The organism is Streptomyces sp. NBC_01198 (assembly GCF_036010485.1).
Lineage (GTDB): Bacteria > Actinomycetota > Actinomycetes > Streptomycetales > Streptomycetaceae > Actinacidiphila.
Window position 1 is genome coordinate 3533165 of the sequence record NZ_CP108568.1, and the last position, 21048, is coordinate 3554212.

The 21048-nt window shown below is 73.5% G+C and carries 22 protein-coding genes; 11 read left to right on the forward strand and 11 right to left on the reverse strand.

Annotation, left to right across the window (positions count from 1 at the left end; genetic code table 11):
* Nucleotides 1-93: 93 nt before the first annotated feature.
* From OG702_RS15890 to OG702_RS15900, 3 genes are read right to left on the reverse strand one after another with little or no spacing between them, the layout of a single operon-like run.
* Entirely contained in the window at nt 94-849 is a 756-nt protein-coding gene (locus OG702_RS15890; protein WP_327289541.1) for a hypothetical protein, read from the reverse strand.
* Complete coding sequence (locus OG702_RS15895) at nt 849-1784, reverse strand: hypothetical protein (RefSeq protein WP_327289542.1); 936 nt, start codon at nt 1782-1784, stop codon at nt 849-851. Before OG702_RS15895 ends, OG702_RS15890 begins: the two co-directional genes overlap by 1 nt.
* Nucleotides 1781-2605 carry a hypothetical protein gene (locus tag OG702_RS15900; protein WP_327289543.1) on the reverse strand — a complete coding sequence of 275 codons (825 nt, stop codon included), beginning with the start codon at nt 2603-2605 and terminating at the stop codon, nt 1781-1783. Before OG702_RS15900 ends, OG702_RS15895 begins: the two co-directional genes overlap by 4 nt.
* A 147-nt stretch (nt 2606-2752) precedes the next feature.
* On the opposite strand from OG702_RS15900, the gene OG702_RS15905 reads away from it, so the two are divergent.
* Nucleotides 2753-3115, forward strand: coding sequence for a DsrE family protein (locus OG702_RS15905; RefSeq protein WP_327289544.1), 363 nt, complete (start codon nt 2753-2755; stop codon nt 3113-3115).
* A 30-nt stretch (nt 3116-3145) separates the two neighbouring features.
* Here OG702_RS15905 and OG702_RS15910 read toward each other — a convergent pair whose 3' ends face one another.
* The 8 genes from OG702_RS15910 to OG702_RS15940 all read right to left on the reverse strand — a co-directional run bounded on the left by OG702_RS15910 (nt 3146) and on the right by OG702_RS15940 (nt 8613).
* On the reverse strand, nt 3146-3439 hold the full coding sequence (locus OG702_RS15910) for a DUF3099 domain-containing protein (RefSeq protein WP_327289545.1): 294 nt from the start codon (nt 3437-3439) through the stop codon (nt 3146-3148).
* Nucleotides 3440-3570: 131 nt separating this feature from the next.
* Complete coding sequence (locus tag OG702_RS15915; protein WP_327289546.1) at nt 3571-3861, reverse strand: DUF1416 domain-containing protein; 291 nt, start codon at nt 3859-3861, stop codon at nt 3571-3573.
* Between the two features lie 21 nt (nt 3862-3882).
* Complete coding sequence (locus OG702_RS15920) at nt 3883-4719, reverse strand: sulfurtransferase (protein WP_327289547.1); 837 nt, start codon at nt 4717-4719, stop codon at nt 3883-3885.
* 161 nt (nt 4720-4880) lie between these two features.
* Nucleotides 4881-4961: a putative leader peptide gene (locus OG702_RS35475; protein ID WP_355342331.1), complete on the reverse strand. Its 81-nt coding sequence runs from the start codon at nt 4959-4961 to the stop codon at nt 4881-4883.
* Between the two features lie 127 nt (nt 4962-5088).
* Complete coding sequence (locus OG702_RS15925) at nt 5089-5790, reverse strand: LmeA family phospholipid-binding protein (protein ID WP_327289548.1); 702 nt, start codon at nt 5788-5790, stop codon at nt 5089-5091.
* Nucleotides 5791-5906: 116 nt separating this feature from the next.
* Complete coding sequence (locus OG702_RS15930; RefSeq protein ID WP_327289549.1) at nt 5907-7352, reverse strand: hypothetical protein; 1446 nt, start codon at nt 7350-7352, stop codon at nt 5907-5909.
* Complete coding sequence (locus OG702_RS15935; RefSeq protein ID WP_327289550.1) at nt 7349-7642, reverse strand: MoaD/ThiS family protein; 294 nt, start codon at nt 7640-7642, stop codon at nt 7349-7351. Before OG702_RS15935 ends, OG702_RS15930 begins: the two co-directional genes overlap by 4 nt.
* Nucleotides 7643-7785: 143 nt before the next feature.
* Nucleotides 7786-8613 (reverse strand): alpha/beta hydrolase family protein, encoded by an 828-nt coding sequence (locus tag OG702_RS15940; RefSeq protein ID WP_442814435.1) that lies wholly within the window; start codon nt 8611-8613, stop codon nt 7786-7788.
* A 247-nt stretch (nt 8614-8860) separates the two neighbouring features.
* Here OG702_RS15940 and OG702_RS15945 point away from each other — a divergent pair, with 247 nt between their 5' ends.
* The 10 genes from OG702_RS15945 (at nt 8861) to OG702_RS15990 (ending at nt 20871) form a co-directional block, all read left to right on the forward strand.
* On the forward strand, nt 8861-9631 hold the full coding sequence (locus OG702_RS15945) for a response regulator transcription factor (protein ID WP_327289551.1): 771 nt from the start codon (nt 8861-8863) through the stop codon (nt 9629-9631).
* A 43-nt stretch (nt 9632-9674) separates the two neighbouring features.
* Nucleotides 9675-10697 (forward strand): LacI family DNA-binding transcriptional regulator, encoded by a 1023-nt coding sequence (locus tag OG702_RS15950; protein ID WP_327289552.1) that lies wholly within the window; start codon nt 9675-9677, stop codon nt 10695-10697.
* A gap of 102 nt (nt 10698-10799) precedes the next feature.
* On the forward strand, nt 10800-11936 hold the full coding sequence (locus OG702_RS15955; RefSeq protein ID WP_327289553.1) for a S1C family serine protease: 1137 nt from the start codon (nt 10800-10802) through the stop codon (nt 11934-11936).
* Nucleotides 11937-12073: 137 nt separating this feature from the next.
* Complete coding sequence (locus OG702_RS15960) at nt 12074-12850, forward strand: response regulator transcription factor (protein ID WP_327289554.1); 777 nt, start codon at nt 12074-12076, stop codon at nt 12848-12850.
* Nucleotides 12847-14262, forward strand: coding sequence for a sensor histidine kinase (locus tag OG702_RS15965; RefSeq protein WP_327289555.1), 1416 nt, complete (start codon nt 12847-12849; stop codon nt 14260-14262). The genes OG702_RS15960 and OG702_RS15965 overlap by 4 nt, the downstream gene beginning before the upstream one ends.
* Before the next feature lie 124 nt (nt 14263-14386).
* Complete coding sequence (locus OG702_RS15970; protein ID WP_327289556.1) at nt 14387-15583, forward strand: MFS transporter; 1197 nt, start codon at nt 14387-14389, stop codon at nt 15581-15583.
* A complete protein-coding gene (mshD, locus tag OG702_RS15975; protein ID WP_327289557.1) occupies nt 15580-16479 on the forward strand; it encodes a mycothiol synthase in 900 nt (299 codons plus the stop codon). Before OG702_RS15970 ends, mshD begins: the two co-directional genes overlap by 4 nt.
* Nucleotides 16480-17049: 570 nt before the next feature.
* The gene (locus OG702_RS15980) at nt 17050-19278 is read left to right on the forward strand and encodes an RNA degradosome polyphosphate kinase (RefSeq protein ID WP_327289558.1); all 2229 of its coding nucleotides are present in this window, start codon (nt 17050-17052) and stop codon (nt 19276-19278) included.
* Between the two features lie 160 nt (nt 19279-19438).
* Nucleotides 19439-20467, forward strand: coding sequence for a CHAD domain-containing protein (locus OG702_RS15985; RefSeq protein ID WP_327289559.1), 1029 nt, complete (start codon nt 19439-19441; stop codon nt 20465-20467).
* Nucleotides 20464-20871, forward strand: coding sequence for an NUDIX hydrolase (locus OG702_RS15990; RefSeq protein WP_327289560.1), 408 nt, complete (start codon nt 20464-20466; stop codon nt 20869-20871). The genes OG702_RS15985 and OG702_RS15990 overlap by 4 nt, the downstream gene beginning before the upstream one ends.
* Nucleotides 20872-21048: the final 177 nt, after the last annotated feature.

A 21048-nucleotide genomic window follows, 5' to 3' on the forward strand; every position in this document is an offset into this window, starting at 1 on the left:
GGTCGTGCTCCTCGTGAGGGCAGCGGGCAGGGCCGCCCACAAGTCTAGTGCGCGACCCTGCCCCGGGCGCGGTCAGCCCGCGTGACGTGCCGCTCAGCCCAGCAGCTGGGCCTCCAGCCGTACGGTCTGCCGGAAGGCCTGCTCCGATACGACGCCGCTCTTGCGGGTCTGGCTGACCAGCGCGACGGTGTCGCCCGCGGTCACGAAGGCGTAGCGGGTCATGGCGGCGCCGTACGGGACGGTCTCGCCGTAGCCGGAGACCGTCAGGCCCTTGGGGACCGTGCGGTCCACCAGGCTGCGGTCGCGCTGGTCGGTGGTGACGCCCTCCAGCGGCCTGGCGTCCGCGTCCGGCCCGACGATCTGGGCGTAGGCCGCCGAGATCGTCTGCAGCAGATACACCTCGGTCCTGGTGCCGTCCGGCATGGTCCAGGCGCGGGCCGCGATGTGGCGCAGCCCCTGCTCCTTGAGGAACAGCGCCTTCTGCGCGCCGCCCCCGCCGCTCATCACCTTCAGATACGTGGTCGGCGGGAGCCAGCCCTTCGCGCCGGGGAAGGCCGGATCGTCCACCGCGCCCTCGGGCAGCGGGATCAGCAGGGACCGGATGTCGGCGTAGTGGACGCCGCCGGGGTTGTGGGCGGTGTCCAGCGGGCGCGGCTTGCGCGCGGGCAGCTTCGGCAGCGCGAGCGGCGGGTACGTCCAGCGTCCGTCGTCCGGCGTCTTCAGGCCGGGGATCTCGGTGCGCTCCGGGCGCGTCACCGCGTAGGCCGTCCCGGCGCCGAAGACCGCGAAGACCAGCAGCACCGACGTCCAGCGCAGCGTGACCCGCACGCGGGGGCTGAGTGCGGGCATCAGACTCCCTCCCCCGGTGCCTGGATCCGGTCGAGCTGGTCGGCCATGATCCGCGTGGCCTCGCTCTTCGTCAGCGGCGAGAGTCCCATGACCTGGAACGTCACCATCAGATCCCCCTCGGTGGCCTGGCAGTACATCGCGTCGAGCCAGCTGAAGTCATGGCTGTCGTCGCTGCGGGCCGCGTCGCCCGGCAGCACGCAGACCGCGTGCGGGTGGCCGGGCACCGCGGGGCCCTTGTGGAAGACGTCGGAGCCCGCGCTGAGCTTGCGGAAGGCCTCGGGAGCCGCGCCCGCGGCCAGCTTGTTGCCGACCTGCACGATCGTGATGTCGTAGCTGACGCCGCCGCCGGCGCTGCGGAACGTCCGCAGGGCCGCGCCCTTGATGTGCATGGCGTCCAGCTCGGCGTCGGCCTGCTTGCGCTCCTTCGCGCTGAGCTGGGCGCTGCCGTTGCCGCTCTCGGCCATCGCCTTGGCCTGGGCGGCGTCGAGGACGGTGTCGTTGCCGTACTGCTGGAAGTCCGGGCCGGGCCGCAGGGTCGGCCGCATCGGGAGCAGCAGCTCGCCGAGGTCGCCGTAGTGCGTGCCGCCGGCCGTCACGCCGTAGGACCTGCTGGCCGAGGGGGCCGGGGTGACCGTGGCCGCGGCCGCGGGCTTGCCGCCGCCGCTCCCGCCGCCGAAGAGGGCGTAGCCGCCGCCGGCCAGGGCCGCGACGGCCAGCAGCGCGCCGGCCACCAGCAGATCCCGCCGCTCCCGCGACCGCGCGGGCGGAACGGGCGCGCCGGGCGCGGGCCAGGACGGCGGCTCGTGATCGGGCAGGGGCGGCTCCACCGGGACCGGGGCGGCCGCGGGCAGCGGCTGGGCCGCAGGCAGGGGCGCGGGCTGGTGCTCGGGCTGGTGCTCGGGCAGGGGGGCCGGCTCCGGGTGCTGCTCGGTCACATCCGCTCCAGCTGCTTCGTGATCACGGACATGACGGCGTTCCGCGACACCGGGTGGACCGCGGACACGTAGACCTCCACGTAGATGTTGCCGACCCGGGCCAGCCCGATGCCGACGTAGACCTTCAGGCCGTGGGCCTCCTCGTACGGCTCCGACGACGGCATGACCTCGCCGTCCAGGGTGCCGGGAACGGGGGTGGCGTAGTCCTGGTGGTCGCCGTCGCCCGCCTCGTTCTCCCGCAGCATGTCCGAGGTGTACGGGCTCTCCTCGTCGCGGAACTGCGTGAGGCCGATCTCGGTGTCGGTGACGTCGGCCTTGCCCACCGACCAGCGGGCGACCGCCGCCCGGCGGAATCCGCTCTGCCCCAGCTCGGTGAACTCCGCGGCCGGGTCGCCCCACTTCTCCGCCACCTCGGCCTGCGTCAGCCAGACGCGCTCCCGCTGCTCGGCCCCCTTGGGCGTCGGCAGGATCAGCTTGAGCAGGTCGCCGTCGTAGACCGCGCTCCGGTCGTCGGCGACCTTGGGCGCGGGCCCGGCCGGGGCCGCACCTTTCGGCTGGGCGGGAGCGGCGGCGACCAGCGGCGGCAGCGGGGTGGGCGTGCGCCCGCGCTGCACCTGGTAGCCGGCGCCCGCGCCGGCCAGCACGCCGAGCACCGCCGCGGCGGCGAGGACCAGGGTCAGCCGCCCGCGGGCCATCGGCCGGTACGGCTCGGGCGGCGGCGGGACCGAGGACGAGACAAGCTCGGGTTCGAGCAGCGGGAAGGGGGGCGCGTCCCCGTCGTGACCCGCTTCACGGCGTGGCTCGCCGTCGATCTGCTGCAAGGAAGCCCCCCAGGCGAATGGCGCACACGCTTGCGATCGGTGGCACGCGGATTCGTATTATGTCCAGCCGGCTCGCTGTGGCCGTACCGGTTTTCGCCCGGCGGGACGTGACCTGTGCCACAACGTTGCACCCCCTACGCTGGGCGGATGGCGAAGAAGCTCGTGATCAAGGTGACGGCGGGCGCGGACGCGCCCGAGCGGTGCTCGCAGGCGTTCACGGTGGCGGCGGTCGCGGTGGCAAGCGGCGTGGAGGTGTCGCTGTGGCTGACCGGTGAGTCGGCGTGGTTCGCGCTGCCGGGGCGGGCGGCGGAGTTCGAACTGCCGCACTCCGCACCGCTGCCCGACCTGATCGACGCGGTGCTGGCCGCCGGCAGCGTCACCCTGTGCACGCAGTGCGCGGCCCGCCGTGACATCGTCGAGAAGGACGTCATCGCCGGGGTGCGGATCGCGGGTGCGCAGCTCTTCGTCAGCGAGATCATGCCGGACGGCGTGCAGGCGCTGGTCTACTGAGCCCGGCTCAGGAAGCGGCCGCCTCCGCGGTCAGCGGCGGCGGTCCTTGCGGCTCTTGCCCTCCAGCTCGTCCCACCACGCATCGGACTCCGGGTCACCGGTGCGCACGTCGCGGTCCTTGTCGGCCGGTTCGTCGAACCACCGCTCGTGGGGGCCGCGCCGGTTCGCGACGATCGCCGCGACCGGGGGGATGACCATGGCCACCAGGCACATGCCGACGGCGGCAGGCAGCGACCAGATGCGCACGACTGTCCACGCCATGACGAACAGCACCAGACAGGTGCCCATCATGGCGAAATACCAGTGACGGCGTCGTGCGTCCACACCTCAACGGTACGTCCGCCAGGCGGATACCGAAACAGCTCGGACGGCCCGCACGCGGCGGGCAGCGCGGAGGGCCGCACCCTCTTGCGCGGGGTGCGGCCCTCCCGGCGGATCCGCCGCTGACGGGGAGGTCAGACGGCGATGGCCACCTCGGCCGCGGTGCCCTGCTGGGCGACGACCGTACGGTCCACCGTGGCGCCGGGGACCAGCGCGCGCAGCGTCCAGGTGCCGGGCGCCGCAAAGAAGCGGAACTGCCCGGTCGCCGAGGTCGGCACCTCGGCGGTGAACTCGCCGCCGCCGTCCAGCAGTCGAACGTACCCGCTGACCGGCTCGCCGTCGCGGGTCACCGACCCCTGGATGATGGTCTCGCCCGCCACGTCAACTCCTGCAAGGTCAGGCCCACCGGCCTTCGCTCCACACATTGCGACTCACCCCTCCGGATCTCAGTTGGCGCCGAGCTCGATCGGCACGCCCACCAGCGAGCCGTACTCCGTCCAGGAGCCGTCGTAGTTCTTCACGTTGTCCTGGTCGAGCAGCTCGTGCAGCACGAACCAGGTCAGCGCGGAGCGCTCGCCGATCCGGCAGTAGGCGATGGTGTCCTTGGCCAGGTCGACGCTCTCGTCCTGGTAGAGCTGGACCAGCTCGGCGTCGGACTTGAAGGTGCCGTCGTCGTTGGCGTTCTTCGACCACGGGATGTTGCGGGCGCTCGGCACGTGGCCGGGGCGCTGCGACTGCTCCTGCGGGAGGTGGGCCGGGGCGAGCAGCTTGCCGGAGAACTCGTCGGGCGAGCGCACGTCGACCAGGTTCAGCGTGCCGATCGCGGCGACGACGTCGTCACGGAACGCGCGGATCGCGGTGTTCTGCGGCTTCGCCTTGTAGTCGGTGGCGGCGCGCTCGGGCACGGCGGCGACCAGGTCGCGCGAGTCCAGCTCCCACTTCTTGCGGCCGCCGTCGAGCAGCTTGACCGCCTCGTGGCCGTAGAGCTTGAAGTACCAGTACGCGTAGGACGCGAACCAGTTGTTGTTGCCGCCGTAGAGGACGACGGTGTCGTCGTTCGCGATGCCCTTGGCGGACAGCAGAGCCTCGAAGCCCGCCTGGTCCACGAAGTCGCGACGGACCGGGTCCTGGAGGTCCTTCTTCCAGTCGATGCGGACGGCGTTCTTGATGTGGTTCTTGTCGTAGGCCGAGGTGTCCTCGTCCACCTCGACGATGACCACCTTGGGGTCGTCGATGTGGGACTCGACCCAGTCGGCGTCGACCAGGACGTCACTGCGGCTCATGCTGTTCTCCTCCGGGGCAGTACGGATGCTGCGGTTGCGCGACGCGCGGGGTGCGATGCGGTGCGGGGCGGTCGGGCGGCTCGCCCGGCGCTCCACGGCACGGGGCAGGCAGGCTGCGCCGGGGCCCTTGGGCCGGCTTCGGCACGGGGAGGCTGCCGCCCCTAGGGCATGCGACAGAGCATGGCGGCGACGCGGCACAGGTCGACTGCCCGCCGCTTCGTGAGATCCGCCTGTCGCTTCATGAGTCCCGATCGTAGGGAAATGAACCCGTAGGTGTCACCGGCGTGTCACATCGCAAGACGAGATTGTCCGCATGTCGGACACCACCTCGGCCCCCGCCGACCTCCCGGGGGCCGCTTCCCCCGTGTCTCAGCTGGCGAGAGTCACGTGCTTCCCGCCCGCGGCCACCGATATGCCGTCCGCCGTGGGCGTCACCGCGGTCAGCGAGATCCCGGCGGGCAGGTGGGTCAGCTGGCTCTGGAAGTCGATCTGCTGCCTGACGTTGTCCTCCAGGCCGAGCGCGGTCAGCTCCTTGGGCAGCTTCTGGGCGTGCAGCCCTATGACGTCCGCGCCCTGCACGGTCACCTCGCTGAGCACGCTGATCTTCGCGTCGATGCCGGGGATGCTCCCGGTCAGCTTCACCATCGCCTTGCCGTCCGCGGCGGTGCCCGCGGAGGACACCGTCACCCCGGGAGGCGCGGCCTTGGACAGGTCCGCGTAGGTGATGAAGGCCTCGCCGTCCGCGCTGTCGGCGATCGCGGTGCGGTAGCCGTTGGAGAACTTCACCCCGTGCAGGTCGGCCTGGAAGGTCGCGATCCGCAGCGTCTTCCCGCCGCCGCCCGCCGCGATGTCCTCCGCCTTGATCGAGACGTCGTCCAGCTTGCCGAAGGCGGCCTGGGTCAGGAACGGGAAGCCCTTGATCGTCACCTTGGGCCTGTGGTCGAGCCCCTCGGTGGCCTGAGCCCGTTCCGCCGCCTTGTTCTGTGCCACCGAGACCGCGATCCGGTCCGCGGCGACGAACAGGCCGCCGAGGACCACCACCACGACCAGGACTATCCGCCACGCTCGCATGTGCCCGTACTCCCCCACTCGATCCGCCCCCGACTTCCGCAACGCCTGACGGGCGGCACGGGGTCCGCGGTTCCCCGCGGGACCGATCCGTTACCTGTGGATATCCGGGGAAGCGCTCAGGTCAGGGCCCGGCCCAGAGCGTAGACGACGGGGGCCGCGGCGGTGAGGGGGAGGGCCACACCGGCGGTGAAGTGGACGAACCGCGACGGGAAGTCGTAGCTGGCCACCCGCAGCCCGATCAGGGCGCAGGCGCCGCAGCACACCGCGAGCAGGATGCCGTCGCCGGTACCGAGGCCGTCGGCGCCGCCGGTGAGTGCGCCGGTGGCCGCCGCCGCCAGCAGGGCGGTCAGCAGCGACAGCGGCTCGCCCGGCAGCGGCAGGGCGCGCACCAGCGTCGCGGCGGCCACCGCGACGGCGCCCACCACCACCGGGTCGCTGCCCGCGCCGGAGACCGCGGCCGCCAGGTAACCGCAGGCCAGCACGGTGACCAGGGTCGACGCGGAGGTCGCGGTCAGCGAGGAGAGGCGTTCCTCGGCGCTGCCGTGGTGGCGGAGCTGCAGCACCAGGACCAGCAGCAGCCAGACCCCGAGGGTGCCGACCACCACCTCGGGCGCGTGGTCGCCGTCCGCGGCCAGCATCCCGACGTCGGCGGTCACCCCGGCGAGGAAGGCCAGCACGATGCCCTGGCGGGCGGGCCACATGCCGTTGAGCCGGAACCAGCCGGCCGCCGTGACCGCCTGCAGCAGCACCAGGAAGGCCGTCAGGCCCGGCTTGCCGAGCGCGGCGCCGCCCGCGAGCAGCAGACCGAGCGCCGCGGTGAGCGCGGCGGGCTGGATGCCGGGCGCGATGATCGGCGAGCCGGTCCGCCCGTCGGGGCGCACCGGGGCGGTCCTGGCGCCCGCCCGGCGGGCGGCCCGGCCGCCCGGGAGGGGCGCCGCGGGCTCGTCCTCGATCACCGGCAGGACGGCGGTGTGCTCGACGCCCTGCGGTTCCGCCGGGTAGGCCTGCGGGTCGGCGTAGGCGTGGGCGGGCTGCTGCTGCCACCCGGCGCCCCCGGCCTCGTACGCCGGGGCCGCCTCCGCGGGATACGCGGCCTGCGGTGCGGCGGCCGGCTCCCAGCCGCCCTGCGGGTACTCCTGCGGCGCAGCCCACGGGTGGGCGGCCGGCGGTGTCGCGCCCCAGCCGTCCCCGCCGGCGGGGACCCCGTATGCCTGGCCGTCCTGGGCGGGGGCGTGGCCCGACCAGTCGTCGCCGGTCGGCGGTGCGCCGTAGCCGCCGTCCTGGCCCTGCTGCGGGGGCGGCGCGGCGTGCAGCGGCTCGGGGACGTAGGTCCCGTCGGTGCCGTAGGGGGCGGGCCCGGCGCCGTACGCCTGGTCGTCGCGACCGTAGGGGGCCGGTCCGGCGCCGTAGCCCTGGTCGTCGCGGCCGTACGCGGCCGGTCCGTTGCCGTACGCCTGGTCGTCGCGGCCGTACGCGGCCGGTCCGTTGCCGTACGCCTGGTCGTCGTGGCCGCGGCCCTGGCCGCGGCCCTCGCCGTACTCGTACTCGCCGTGGTCGCTCACGCGGACCCCCCGGCGAAGGGCGGCAGCACCTCGACGGTGCCGCGGTCGGGCAGCGGCACCTCGGTGTGGTCGCGGGTGCCGACCGGGTGGCCGTCCACCAGGAAGGAGCAGCGCAGCAGCACGCGGGCGAAGTCGGGCTGCCCGGCGTGCCGCTGCCGGGCGGCGGCCAGCGCGTCGGCGAGCGTGGCCGCGCGGTACGGCTCCTCCGCCGTGCCCGCGGCGGCCTTGGCGGCGGCCCAGTAGCGGATCGTGCCCGCCGCCGGGCGCGCGGCCGTGTCGGTTGCAGCCATCGCGGCTCCGTCCCCTCGTCCTTCGTGGTGCCTGTCGTGCCTGTGCCGGTGCGGTGCGTACGGTGCCGGTCCCGGGGCCGTGCCGCCGGCCGTCATATGCCCGGCACACCGCCGCGAGCCGCCTCCATCATGGACCGTCCGCGTCACCGCGCTCCAACACGGGCGGTCAGCCAGTCGCCGATCCGGCCGAGCAGGGCCGCGTCCGCGGCGTTCTCCGCGTGCCCGAAACCGGGCTCGATCCACAGCTCGGCGCCGCCCTCACCGGCGGCGGCGGCGAGCGAGTGCGGGTGGTCCAGCGGGAAGTAGCCGTCGCGGTCGCCGTGCACGATCAGCAGCGGCGTCGGCACGATGTACGGCACCGACTCCACCGGGGAGCGCGGCACCGGGTCCCAGTCGGCCGGGTGGATCCGGGTGCGCAGGCCCAGCCGGGAGACCAGCCGCCCCGTGGGCCTGGTCACCACCCAGTGCAGCCGGCGCATCGGCGCCGTACCGCGGTAGTACCAGCGGGCGGGCGAGCTGACCGAGACCACCGCGTCGACCGGCGACAGGCCCGCGTCGGGGTCGGCGCCCGCGTGCCGCAGCACCACCGAGGCGCCCATCGAGAAGCCGACCACCGCCACCCGGGCGTAGCCGAGCCGCCGCGCCCAGCGCACCGCCGCGTCCAGGTCGAGCACCTCGCGGTCGCCGACCGTGGAGTGGCCGCCGGAGCGGCCGTGCCCGCGGAAGGAGAACGTCAGCACTCCGCCGCTGCGGCGGAGCACCGCGGCGGCCCGGCGGACCGCGGGCCGCTCCAGGGCGCCGGTGAAGCCGTGCGCGACGACGATGGCCAGATCGCGTCCACCATCGGCGGCACGCAGGTGTTCGGCTTCGATCGCTATACCGTCGGACGTCAACAGAACCGCGCTCCGGCCACCCGAAGTGAGCGGTGAAACACAGAAACGCATGTCCTCGGCCTCGGCAGCGCTGTCCATGTGGGCTATTCTTCCGTGCAAGAGGACCTGGGCAATGCCGCCCCCGGGTCCTTTCGTGCTTTTCCGCACGAAATCTGCCGTCCTCGCAGGCACCGAGGAGGAGTTCGAAAATGAGCCAGTCCCACCCACCTGGCCGGTCCGTCGTGGCAACGCCGCCGCCTGATGTCCTCCACGATGTGCTGGACGACACATTGCCGAGCACGATCGACCACATCCTCGATGCCCGCACGACCGACGGGAGCCCCCGGTGAGTTCTCTGCTGCTGCTGACCAACGCACTCCAGCCGTCCACCGAGGTGCTGCCCGCGCTCGGGCTGCTGCTGCACAGCGTGCGGGTGGCCCCCGCCGAGGGCCCCGCCCTGGTCGACACCCCCGGCGCCGACGTGATCCTGATCGACGGCCGCCGCGACCTTCCGCAGGTGCGCAGCCTGTGCCAGCTGCTGCGCTCCACCGGCCCCGGCTGCCCGCTGATGCTGGTCGTCACCGAGGGCGGCCTCGCCGCGGTGACCGCGGACTGGGGGATCGACGACGTGCTGCTCGACACCGCGGGCCCGGCCGAGGTCGAGGCACGGCTGCGGCTGGCGATGGGCCGCCAGCAGATCACCGGCGACGACAGCCCGATGGAGATCCGCAACGGCGACCTGTCGGTCGACGAGGCCACCTACAGCGCGAAGCTCAAGGGCCGGGTCCTGGACCTGACCTTCAAGGAGTTCGAGCTGCTGAAGTACCTGGCGCAGCACCCGGGGCGGGTCTTCACCCGAGCCCAGCTGCTCCAGGAGGTCTGGGGCTACGACTACTTCGGCGGTACGCGGACGGTGGACGTGCACGTGCGGCGGCTGCGGGCGAAGTTGGGCGTGGAGCACGAGTCGCTGATCGGCACGGTCCGCAACGTCGGCTACCGCTTCGTGACTCCGGAGAAGGTCGAGCGGGCCGCCGAGGAGGCCGCGCGCAGCGAGGCGGCACAGGGCCACGGGACCGACCGGCAGGAGAGCCGTTCATCGGCTGAACAGACCGTATGACGAGCCGTGTGACGAGCCGATAGACACGCGTAGACTTCGCGTCGTGCCCAAGGTGACGCGCGACGACGTGGCCAGGCTGGCGGGGACCTCCACCGCGGTCGTCAGCTACGTCATCAACAACGGACCCCGGCCGGTAGCCCCGGCCACCCGCGAGCGAGTGCTCGCGGCCATCAAGCAGCTCGGCTATCGCCCGGACCGTGTGGCCCAGGCGATGGCCAGCCGCCGTACCGACCTGATCGGCCTGATCGTCCCCGACGCGCGCCAGCCCTTCTTCGCGGAGATGGCGCACGCGGTCGAGCAGGCCGCGTCCGAGCGCGGGAAAATGGTGCTGGTCGGCAACTCCGACTACCTCGACGAACGCGAGGTCCACTACCTGCGGGCCTTCCTCGGCATGCGGGTGTCCGGGCTGATCCTGATCAGCCAGGGCCTCAGTGACAACGCTGCCACCGAGATCGACGCCTGGGACGCCCGGGTGGTGCTGCTGCACGAGCGGCCCGAGGCCATCGACGACATCGCGGTGCGCACCGACGACATCGGCGGCGCGCAGCTGGCGGTACGCCACCTGCTTGAGCACGGCCACGACTACGTCGCCTGCCTGGGCGGCACCGAGGTCACCCCGGTGATCGGCGACCCCGTCACCGACCACGTCGTCGGCTGGCGGCGGGCCATGGAGGAAGCGGGGCGGTCCACCGAGGGCCGCCTCTTCCAGGCCCCCTACAACCGCTACGACGCCTACAAGGTCGCGCTCGGCCTGCTGGCAGGACCGGACCGGCCGCCGGCCATCTTCTGCGCCACCGACGACCAGGCGATCGGGCTGCTGCGGGCCGCCCGCGAGCTGCGGATCGACGTACCCGAGCAGCTGGCCGTCGCCGGCTTCGACGACGTCAAGGAGGCCGCGCTCGCCGACCCGCCGCTGACCACGGTGGCCTCCGACCGGCAGGGCATGGCCAGGGCCGCGGTGGACGCGGTGCTCGACGACTCGCTGCGGGTGCCAGGCGCCAGGCGGGAGCGGCTGCGGCAGTTCCCGTCCCGGCTGGTCGTCCGCGGGTCCTGCGGCTGCCACTGACCGCCCCGGGGCGATCTTCCTTACATCGGGCATACAGCCTTCTGTCGGGCTTCTCAGCGTGTGCTCAGCAAGCTCTCATGTTCGGGGCCCACAGTCATTGACATGACCGAGAGCAGCCGCAACGGCGGCGAACCCCAGCACTCGCACGACCCGCTCTACTACGGCCCCACGGCCCCGGTCCCGTCCTCCCCGCCGACCCCGTCGCCCGAGGGTGAGGCGCCGGCCGAGGCCGCGGGCCCCCAGGGCTACGGCGGCTTCCCCCCGCCGCCCCCGTACGGCCCGCTCCCCCCGACCGGCGGCCCCGGTGAGGGCGGCGGCGGCCACCAGCGGCGGGCCCGCAAGCCCGTGGTGTTCTTCGCCGCCGCCGCGATCGTCGCCGGAGTGATCGGCGGCGGAGTCGGCGCGCTGGTGGGCAACGCCACCGACAACTCGGCCGGCGCCCCTACCGCGACCAACGGCGGTTCCGCCGTGGTGAACGCCGCCGCGCTCGACGGCACCGTGGCCGGCGTCGTCAAGGCCGTCGACCCCAGCGTCGTCGAGATCAACGCGACCTCCGGCCAGGGCAAGGCCACCGGTTCCGGCATCATCATCACCGGCGACGGCCAGGTCGTCACCAACAACCACGTCGTCGCGGGCGCCGACCAGATCAGCGTCACGTACACCAACGGCAAGACCGCGAGCGCGAGCGTCGTCGGCACCGACTCGGGCAAGGACCTGGCCCTGATCAAGATCCAGGGCGCCGCGAACCTGCCCGCCGCCACCCTCGGCGACTCCTCCTCGGTGGCCATCGGCGACCAGGTCGTCGCCATCGGCTCCCCCGAGGGCCTGAGCAACACCGTGACCAGCGGCATCGTCTCCGCGCTCAACCGCGACGTGACCGTCCCCGTCGAGAACGGGCAGAGCCAGGGCCAGGGCTTCGGCGGCAACGGCAACGGCAGCGGTCAGGGCGACCAGTGGCCGTTCTCCTTCGGCGGCAACCAGTACAACGGGTCCACCGGCAGCTCGACCACCACGTACAAGGCGATCCAGACCGACGCCTCGCTCAACCCCGGCAACTCCGGCGGCGCCCTGATCAGCATGAGCGGCCAGATCATCGGCATCAACTCGGCGATGTTCTCCGACTCCTCCTCCGGCTCGTCGTCCTCGTCGTCCTCCGGCAGCGTCGGCCTGGGCTTCGCCATCCCGGTCAACACCGTCAAGGCCGACCTCGCGACGCTGCGCGGCGGCGGGACCAACTAGACCGACCGGCACACGGCCGGTGCACCGGTTCAGCGCACGACCGGGGCGCCGGTCAGTGCGCTGCCCACGCACCGCGTCGTGCGACGCTGAAAGGGTCAGCGGCACCACCCATGTCGAGCAGCGAGGTATCCCCCACCATGAGCCCTGGTCCCGGCTCCGCCCCCAGCGCCGGCGAGTCCGGCGAGGCACCCGCCCGCATCCTGGTCGTGGACGACGAGCCCGCAGTGCGCGAGGCCCTGCGCCGCAGCCTGGCCTTCGAGGGCTACGACACCGAGCTGGCCGCCGACGGCATAGCGGCGCTGGAGGCGGCGGACACCTACCGCCCCGACGCGATCGTGCTCGACGTGCTGATGCCGCGGATGGATGGGCTGACCACCGCCCGCCGGCTGCGCGGCACCGGGGTCACCACGCCGATCCTCATGCTCACCGCACGGGACACCGTCGGCGACCGCGTCACCGGGCTCGACGCGGGCGCCGACGACTACCTGGTCAAGCCCTTCGAACTGGACGAGCTGCTGGCGCGGCTGCGCGCCCTGCTGCGCCGCAGCTCCTACGCCGCCGGCGCGGGCGCCGGCGACCCCGCGGACCACATCCTGGCCTTCGCCGACCTGCGGATGGACGTCACGACCCGGGAGGTCACCCGCGCCGGCCGGCCGGTGGAGCTGACCCGTACCGAATACACCCTGCTCGAACTGTTCCTCACCCACCCCCGCCAGGTCCTCACCCGCGAGCAGATCCTCAAGTCGGTGTGGGGCTTCGACTTCGAGCCCTCCTCCAACTCCCTCGACGTGTACGTGATGTACCTGCGGCGCAAGACCGAGGTCGGCGGCATGCGCCGGCTGGTCCACACCGTGCGCGGCGTCGGCTACGTGCTGCGGGCGCCGGACGGCGGTCACGCCGGCGGTCCCTCGTGAGCCGACTGCCGCTGCGGTCCCGGCTGACCACCCTCACCGCCGTGGCGGTGGCGGTCGCGGTGGCGGCCGCCGCGCTTGCCTGCTGGCTGATCACCAGGGACCAGCTCAGCAACGAGCTGGACCGGTCGCTGCGCCAGCCCGAGGTGGTGCCGAACCAGGTCATCTCGCGCACCCTGGCCGTCGAGGGGTGCAAGCAGAGCGCGCCCAGCGAGAACAGCCCGGACAGCCCCACGCAGTTCATCACCACCAACACCTCGGCCCAGGTCGTGCTGCCCAACGGCACGCACTGCTGGGTGCAGGGCCACACCGACATCCCGGTCGGCAGCCAGGACACGGCGGTGGCGGCACGGCAGGCCCAGGACGCGCTGCACACCGTGACCACGTCCTCCGGCCAGAAGCTGCGCGTCTACACCACGCCGGCGGAGATCAACCACGAGCCGGCCGCGGTGTCGGTGGCCCGCCCGCTGAGCGACGTCACCCGGCCGCTGACCACGCTGGCCTGGGTGCTGCTCGCCGTCGCGGGGATCGGGGTGCTCGGCGCGGGCACCGCGGGCCTGTGGATCGCCAGGACCGGGCTGCGCCCGGTGGACGACCTGGCCCTGGCGGTGGAGCACATCGCACGGACCGAGGACCTCAACGTACGGATCCCGGTGGACGGCAAGGACGAGATCGCCCGGCTCGGCACCTCCTTCAACGCGATGACGTCGGCGCTGGCGTCGTCCCGGGACCGGCAGCAGCAGCTGATCGCCGACGCGGGGCACGAGCTGCGCACCCCGCTGACGTCGCTGCGGACCAACATCGAGCTGCTGGAACGCAGCGAGGCGACCGGCCGGGCCATCCCGGCGGACGACCGGCGCGCGCTGCTGGCCTCGGTGAAGGCGCAGATGACCGAGCTGGCCGCGCTCATCGGCGACCTCCAGGAGCTGTCCAGGCCGGACGCGGCGGCCACCCTCCAGGTCGTACCGCTGCACGAGATCACCCGCACCGCCCTGGAACGCGCCAGGCTGCGCGGCCCCGACCTGACCATCACCGCCGACCTGGCCCCCTGGTTCGTCCGCGCCGAGGCCTCGGCGCTGGAGCGGGCCATCGTCAACCTGCTGGACAACGCGGTGAAGTTCAGCCCGTCCGGCGGCCGGATCGAGGTGCGGCTTGACGGCGGCCGGCTGACCGTACGCGACCACGGGCCCGGCATCCCCGCCGAGGAGCTCCCGCACGTCTTCGAACGCTTCTGGCGCTCGCCCTCCGCGCGCTCGCTGCCCGGCAGCGGCCTGGGCCTGTCCATCGTGGCCCGCACCGTCCACCAGTCAGGCGGCACGATCGCGCTGACCCCGGCGCAGGGCGGCGGCACCGAGGCGACGCTGTACCTGCCGGGCGCCCCGACCGCCCCGCCGGACGCGGCTCCCGAGATCTGAGCAGGGCGGGGGCCGACCCGCGCTGCCGCGTCTGTCGTCTCGGAATGTGAAATCACCGTCTCGAATCCCGGCGGACGGCGAATACTTCGATGCATCATCCACTCAACCGGGAGGTGCGCCGACCGTGCGTCGCTGGATCATGCTCGCGCTGGGAACCGCAGCACAGACCGCAGCCTGCGCCTTCGTCTACGGCATCCCCTATCTCGCCGACGACCTGCGCACCCGGCAGCACCTGAGCCTCACCCAGGTCGGCCTGCTGGTGGCCTGCCCGACGGTCGGCCTGGTGCTCGCGCTCTACGGATGGGGCGCCGCCGCCGACCGGTGGGGCGAGCGGGTGGTCATCGCCGCGGGCCTCGGCGCGGCCGCCGCAGCACTGGGCGGGGCCGCGTGGGGGGCGCACGGGATGGTGGCGCTCGGCGCGCTGCTGGTGCTGGCCGGTGCCACCGGCGCGTCGGTCTACTCCGCCAGCGGGCGGCTGGTCATGGGCTGGTTCGCCGCGAGCGAGCGCGGCCTGGCCATGGGCATCAGGCAGACGTCCACCCCGCTGGGGATGGGCCTGGCCGCGCTGGCAATGCCGCCGCTGGCCGACGCGCACGGGCTGCGCGGCGCCTTCGGCTTCCTGGCCGCGCTGTGCGCGGTGATCGCCGTGCTGATCGCGCTCTTCGCCGCCGATCCCGCCAGGCCCGCCGCGAAGACCACGGAACCCGCCCCCAACCCCTACCGGGGCTCGCGCCTGCTGTGGCGGATCCACGGCTCGGCCGCGCTGCTGGTCGTCCCGCAGTTCACCGCCGGGGCCTTCGCGCTGGTGCTGCTGGTGGACGTCCGCGGCTGGACCCCGGTGCACGCCGGGCAGCTGATCGCCGTCGCCCAGGGGTTGGGCGCGCTCTCCCGCATCCTGGTCGGCCGCTGGTCGGACCGGGTCGGCGACCGGCTGCGGCCCATGCGGCAGCTGGCGGTGATCACCGCCGCGGTGGTGGCCGCTACCGCGCTGACCACCGCCTTCCCCTCGCCGCTGACCGCCGTCCTGCTGGTGGCCGCCATCGCCGTCACGTCGAGCACCAACGGGCTGTCGTTCACCTCCACCGCGGAACACGCGGGCCCCGCCTGGTCCGGCCGGGCCCTCGGCGTCCACAACACCGGCCAGAACCTGACCGCCGCGGTCGTACCGCCGGCCATGGCCGCGGTCATCTCCGCCACCGCCTACTGGCCCGGTTTCGCGCTGGCCGCCCTCACCGCGTGCGCCTCCGCCGCGATCATCCCGGTGACGCGTGCGGCGCCCGCCCGCAACGGGACCGACCGGCCCCGTACGATTCCGGCATGAGCGACCGGCGGATCGACACCCTCACCGACCTTCCCGCCGACACCGCGCAGGCGGTGCTCGGCCTGATCGCGACCGCCGCGACAGCGGACGGGCAGTCCGCGGTGTCCGAGCAGGGCAGGCTGCACGTGCGCAGGAGCGGCCGGGAGGGCGTACGCCACCTGCTGCTGTGGTCCGGCGACGCCCTCGCCGGTTACGGACAGATCGAGGACACCGACCCCGTCGAGGCGCCCGCCGCGGAGTTCGTGGTGCACCCCGAGCACCGGCTGAACGGGCACGGGCAGGCGCTCGGCGACGAGCTGCTCGCCGCCACCGGGCGCCGGCTGCGGGTGTGGGCGCACGGCGGGCACCCCGCAGCCCGCCACCTGTCGGTCCGGCTCGGGCTCAACCTCTTCCGCGAGCTGCGGCAGATGCGGATGCCGCTGGACGCGGCGCTGCCCGAGCCGGTGCTGCCCGACGGGGTGACCGTACGGACCTTCCGGCCCGGGCAGGACGACGCGGACTGGCTCGCCCTCAACGCGGCCGCCTTCGCCCACCACCCCGAGCAGGGCTCCCTCACCCAGCGTGACCTCGACGACCGCATGGGCGAGCCGTGGTTCGACCCGGACGGCTTCTTCCTGGCCTTCCGCGGCTCCGAGCTGGTCGGCTTCCACTGGACCAAGGTCCACGCCGACCTGGGGCTCGGCGAGGTCTACGTCGTCGGCGTCGCCCCCGCCGAGCAGGGCAGCGGCCTGGGCCGCGCCCTCACCACGATCGGCCTGCGCCACCTCGCCGCCGACCGCGGCCTGCCGGGCGTCCTCCTCTACGTCGACGCCGACAACGCGGCCGCCGTGGCGGTCTACGACCGCCTCGGATTCACGACCTACGAGGTCGACCTGATGTACCGCACCGAGACGTAGCCACTGGGGTAGGCCGGTGAGGCCCTGCCCCTTGCGGTGGCGTCTCGCCTGCGGCCCGGCGGGGGCTGGTCGCGCAGTTCCCCGCGCCCCTCATGGGTTCCCTCTGCGGCTGGGCCGAACTCACCAGGGGCGCGGGGAACTGCGCACTCAGCCCCCGCGCGCCGCAAGGGCGACAGGCCACCGCAAGTGGCACCCACCCAGGGGCGCGTGGGGGTACGCCCAGGCGAAGCGCTGGGGGAGAACGGAGCGACCAGGCACGACGGCGGGGAAGGGCCGCCGCCACCGCACGTGGCACCGCCTCCCGAGCCGGGGGGACGGGCGCGGCCAGGACGTCGGCTCTCCCCCGCCGGAGGCGCTGCGCTTGCCTGACGGCCATGCTCTCGTTACCGCTGGTTCAATCGCCCTTGCAAGCATCTCAGGATGCAGCCCGCTGCCCCCCACTGCCCACCCCCGGCCGACCTGCCGAAACCCCCCTTGGCACGAGACAATGGAGTGACGGCTGCTGGCCGCCTGACGGGGGGTGTCGGCCGCGTGTTCGACGTGCCGGAACCGGAGGAGGGCTCGCGCACCATGGCCCAGACGAATCAGCCCAGTGTCCCTGCCCAGCCCCCGCAGGGGTCAGGCGAGGGCACCACCGATGTGTTCGGCACCTTCCGGCCGCGGGTCGTACCCGACCTGGAGCCGGAGCCGCCAGGCCTGGACGCGGCCAGCGAGGAGTACGGCGAGGAGCTGCCGCAGGGCCGCTTCCTGGACCGGGAACGCAGCTGGCTGGCCTTCAACGAGCGGGTGCTCGAACTGGCCGAGGACCCGGCCACCCCGCTACTCGAACGGGCTAACTTCCTGGCCATATTCGCCAGCAACCTGGACGAGTTCTTCATGGTCAGGGTCGCCGGCCTGAAGCGCCGGATGGCCACCGGGGTCGCCACCCGGTCCGCCTCCGGGCTGCAGCCCAGGGACGTGCTGGACCTGATCCTGACCAGGTCGCGGGAGCTGATGGCCAGGCACGCGGCCTGCTTCCAGAACGACGTCGCCCCGCAGCTGGCCGACGAGGGCATCCACGTCATCCGCTGGGCCGAGCTGACCGAGAAGGAGCAGGCGCGGCTCGCCACGCTCTTCCGGCAGCAGATCTTCCCGGTGCTGACGCCGCTGGCCGTCGACCCGGCGCACCCCTTCCCGTACATCTCGGGCCTGTCGCTGAACCTGGCGGTGGTGGTGCGCAATCCCGTCTCCGGGCACGAGCACTTCGCCCGGGTGAAGGTGCCGCCGATCCTGTCGCGCTTCCTGGAGGCCGGGCCGCAGCGCTACGTCCCGCTGGAGGACGTGATCGCCGCGCACCTGGAGGAGCTCTTCCCGGGCATGGACGTCCTCGACCACCACATGTTCCGTGTCACCAGGAACGAGGACCTGGAGGTCGAGGAGGACGACGCCGAGAATCTGCTCCAGGCGCTGGAGAAGGAGCTGATGCGGCGCCGCTTCGGGCCGCCGGTGCGCCTGGAGGTCGAGGAGTCGATCGCCCCGCGGGTGCTGGACCTGCTGGTGCACGAGCTGAAGATGAAGCACACCGAGGTCTATCCGCTGCCGGGGCCGCTCGACCTGACCGGGCTGTTCGCGATCGCCGCCCTGGACCGCCCTGAGCTGAAGTTCCAGCGCTTCATCGCCGGCACCCACCGCGACCTGGCCGAGGTGGAGTCGGCGACGCCGCCGGACATCTTCGCGGCGGTGCGGGAGCGGGACATCCTGCTGCACCACCCGTACGACTCGTTCTCCACCTCCGTGCAGGCCTTCCTGGACCAGGCGGCGGCCGACCCGACCGTGCTGGCCATCAAGCAGACCCTCTACCGCACCTCAGGTGACTCGCCGATCGTGGACGCGCTGATCGACGCGGCCGAGGCGGGCAAGCAGGTGCTGGTGCTGGTGGAGATCAAGGCGCGCTTCGACGAGCAGGCCAACATCAAGTGGGCCAGAAAGCTCGAAGAGGCCGGCTGCCACGTCGTCTACGGCCTGGTCGGCCTCAAGACGCACTGCAAGCTGTCGCTGGTGGTCAGACAGGAGGGCGACACCCTCCGCCGCTACAGCCACGTCGGCACCGGCAACTACCACCCCAAGACGGCCAGGCTCTACGAGGACCTGGGCCTGCTGACCGCGGACCCGCAGGTCGGGGCGGACCTCTCGCACCTGTTCAACCGGCTGTCCGGCTACTCGCGGCGCGCCACGTACAACCGGCTGCTGGTCGCCCCGCGCAACCTGCGCGACGGCCTGGTCTCCCGGATCATGGCCGAGATCGAGCACCACAGGGCCGGACGGCCCGCGTTCGTCCGCATCAAGGTCAACTCGATCGTGGACGAGGCGGTGATCGACGCCCTGTACCGGGCCTCGCAGGCCGGTGTCCCGGTGGACATCTGGGTCCGCGGGATCTGCGCGGTACGGCCGGGTGTCGCCGGGCTGTCGGAGAACATCCGGGTCCGCAGCATCCTGGGGCGCTTCCTCGAACACTCCCGGGTGTTCGCGTTCGGCAACGGCGGCGAGCCCGAAGTGTGGTTCGGCAGCGCCGACCTGATGCACCGTAACCTCGACCGCCGCATCGAGGCGCTGGTCAGGGTCGCCGACCCGGCCCACCGCGCCACCCTCAACCGCCTGCTGGAGACCGGGATGTCGGACAGCACGTCCTCCTGGCACCTGGCGGCTGACGGCAACTGGATACGGCACAGCACCGACGCCGAGGGGCGCCCGCTGCGCAACATCCAGGAGATGCTCATCGACGCCCGGAGGCGCCGGCGTGGCCCATCAGCAGCTACCTGACCGGCTGCCGCCGCGGCACAGCCAGACTCCGCCGGACGGGGGCAGCGCGGCTGCCCACCCGCCCCCGTCCGCAGCACCGACCAGAGCCAGGCCGCCACGCCTGCCCGCGCCCGGCGGCAGCGCACCGGCAGACAACGGGGACACGGGGATCAGCGCGAGCATGAATGCCGAAGCGTACGACGCAGCCAGGCCGCCGGGCGGCGGCACCGCGGGCGAGGTGCTGACCCGCTACCTGCACGAGCGTGCCACCGCCTTCCTGCGCGGGCTGAGCCTGCGCGGCGGGAACGAGACCGAGGCCGACAGGCTGCTGCGCGGCAGCGCCCGCCGGATCGGCGGGGTGCTGCACATCTACGGCACCCTCACCGACGCCGGCTGGGCCGAGCCGCTGCGGGTGGAACTGGGCTGGCTGTCCACGACGCTGGGCCGCGAGCCGCGGTACGTCTCCCGGCTGGACCGGCTGCTGGGCGCGCTGCGGCGGCTCTCGGTCACCGTGGAGGAGCAGGAGGCCGTCACGGTGGGCGGCGCGCCGCCGCCCGCGCCCGCCGGCGGGCCGCTCGCGCTGGGCGCGGCCCGGGCCGGCGCCCTGCTCGAACGCCAGCTGACGCTGGCGCGGACCCGGGCGCACTCGGCGTCGCTGCAGGCCGTGGGCTCCTCGCGCTTCCACGCGCTGGCCGACGCGATCGCCGTGCTGGCCTCCGAGGTGCCGCTCACCCCCGCCGCCGCCGGGCCGGCCGCCACCGTCATGCCGCCGATGGCCGCGCAGGCTTACGCCCGGCTGGCCGACGCCGCGGCCGCGCTGCCGCTGCACCGGGCGGCGCACCCGTACAACGCCGACGCCGTCCAGGCCTCCCTGGGCGCCGACCTCACCGCCGACCTGCAGGACGCGCCCTGGCACCAGGTCCGGGTGCTGCTGCGGCTGAGCCGTTACGCGGCCGAGGTCAGCCGTCCCGAGGGTGACGCGGCCGACCGGCAGCGGCTCGCCGACGCGGCACTGCTGCTCGAACGGCACCGCGAGGCCGCCGAGTCCGCCGCCGCGGTCGCCACCGCGGCCCGCACCCCGCGGATCGCGCCGGCCACCGCCTACGCCCTCGGCGTGCTGCACGCCGACCAGCGGCACGAGGTCGAGGCGGCCCGCTTCGCCTTCTCCCGGCTGTGGCAGCCGGCCGTCCCGAAGCCGCGCGCCCGGTGACCGGCGAGAGCGCGGCCGTCCTGGCGGCGGGCGTGGTGCTGTGGCGCACCGCCCCTGCGGGCGTCGAGATCGCGCTGATCCACCGGCCGCGGTACGACGACTGGAGCCTGCCCAAGGGCAAACTCAAGCGGGGCGAGCAATTCGCCGACGCCGCGGTGCGGGAGACCCGCGAGGAGACCGGCCTCGGCTGCGACCTGGGCGCGGTGCTGCCCGCGACGCGCTACCTGGTGGACGGGCGCCCCAAGGAGGTCCGCTACTGGGCCGCCCGGGCCCACGCGGGCGACTTCGTCGCCAACACGGAGGTGGACGCGATGGTCTGGCTCCCCCCGACCGCGGCCCACCACCGCCTCACCCACGACCGCGACCGCCCCCTGATCACCGCGCTCCTGCTGACCCTGGCCTGAGGGGGCAAACCTCCCCCCGCCCCGAAACGGGCGCCCCCCAGGGACGCGAGCAACTGCGCGCGCAACCCACCACCCCCGGTGGCCCGGACACGACAGCAACCACCCCTCCCGACCGGTGACAACCCGCGCCCCCGGTGGGGGCTTGTCGCGCCGTTCCCCGCGCCCCTGGTGGGCTCG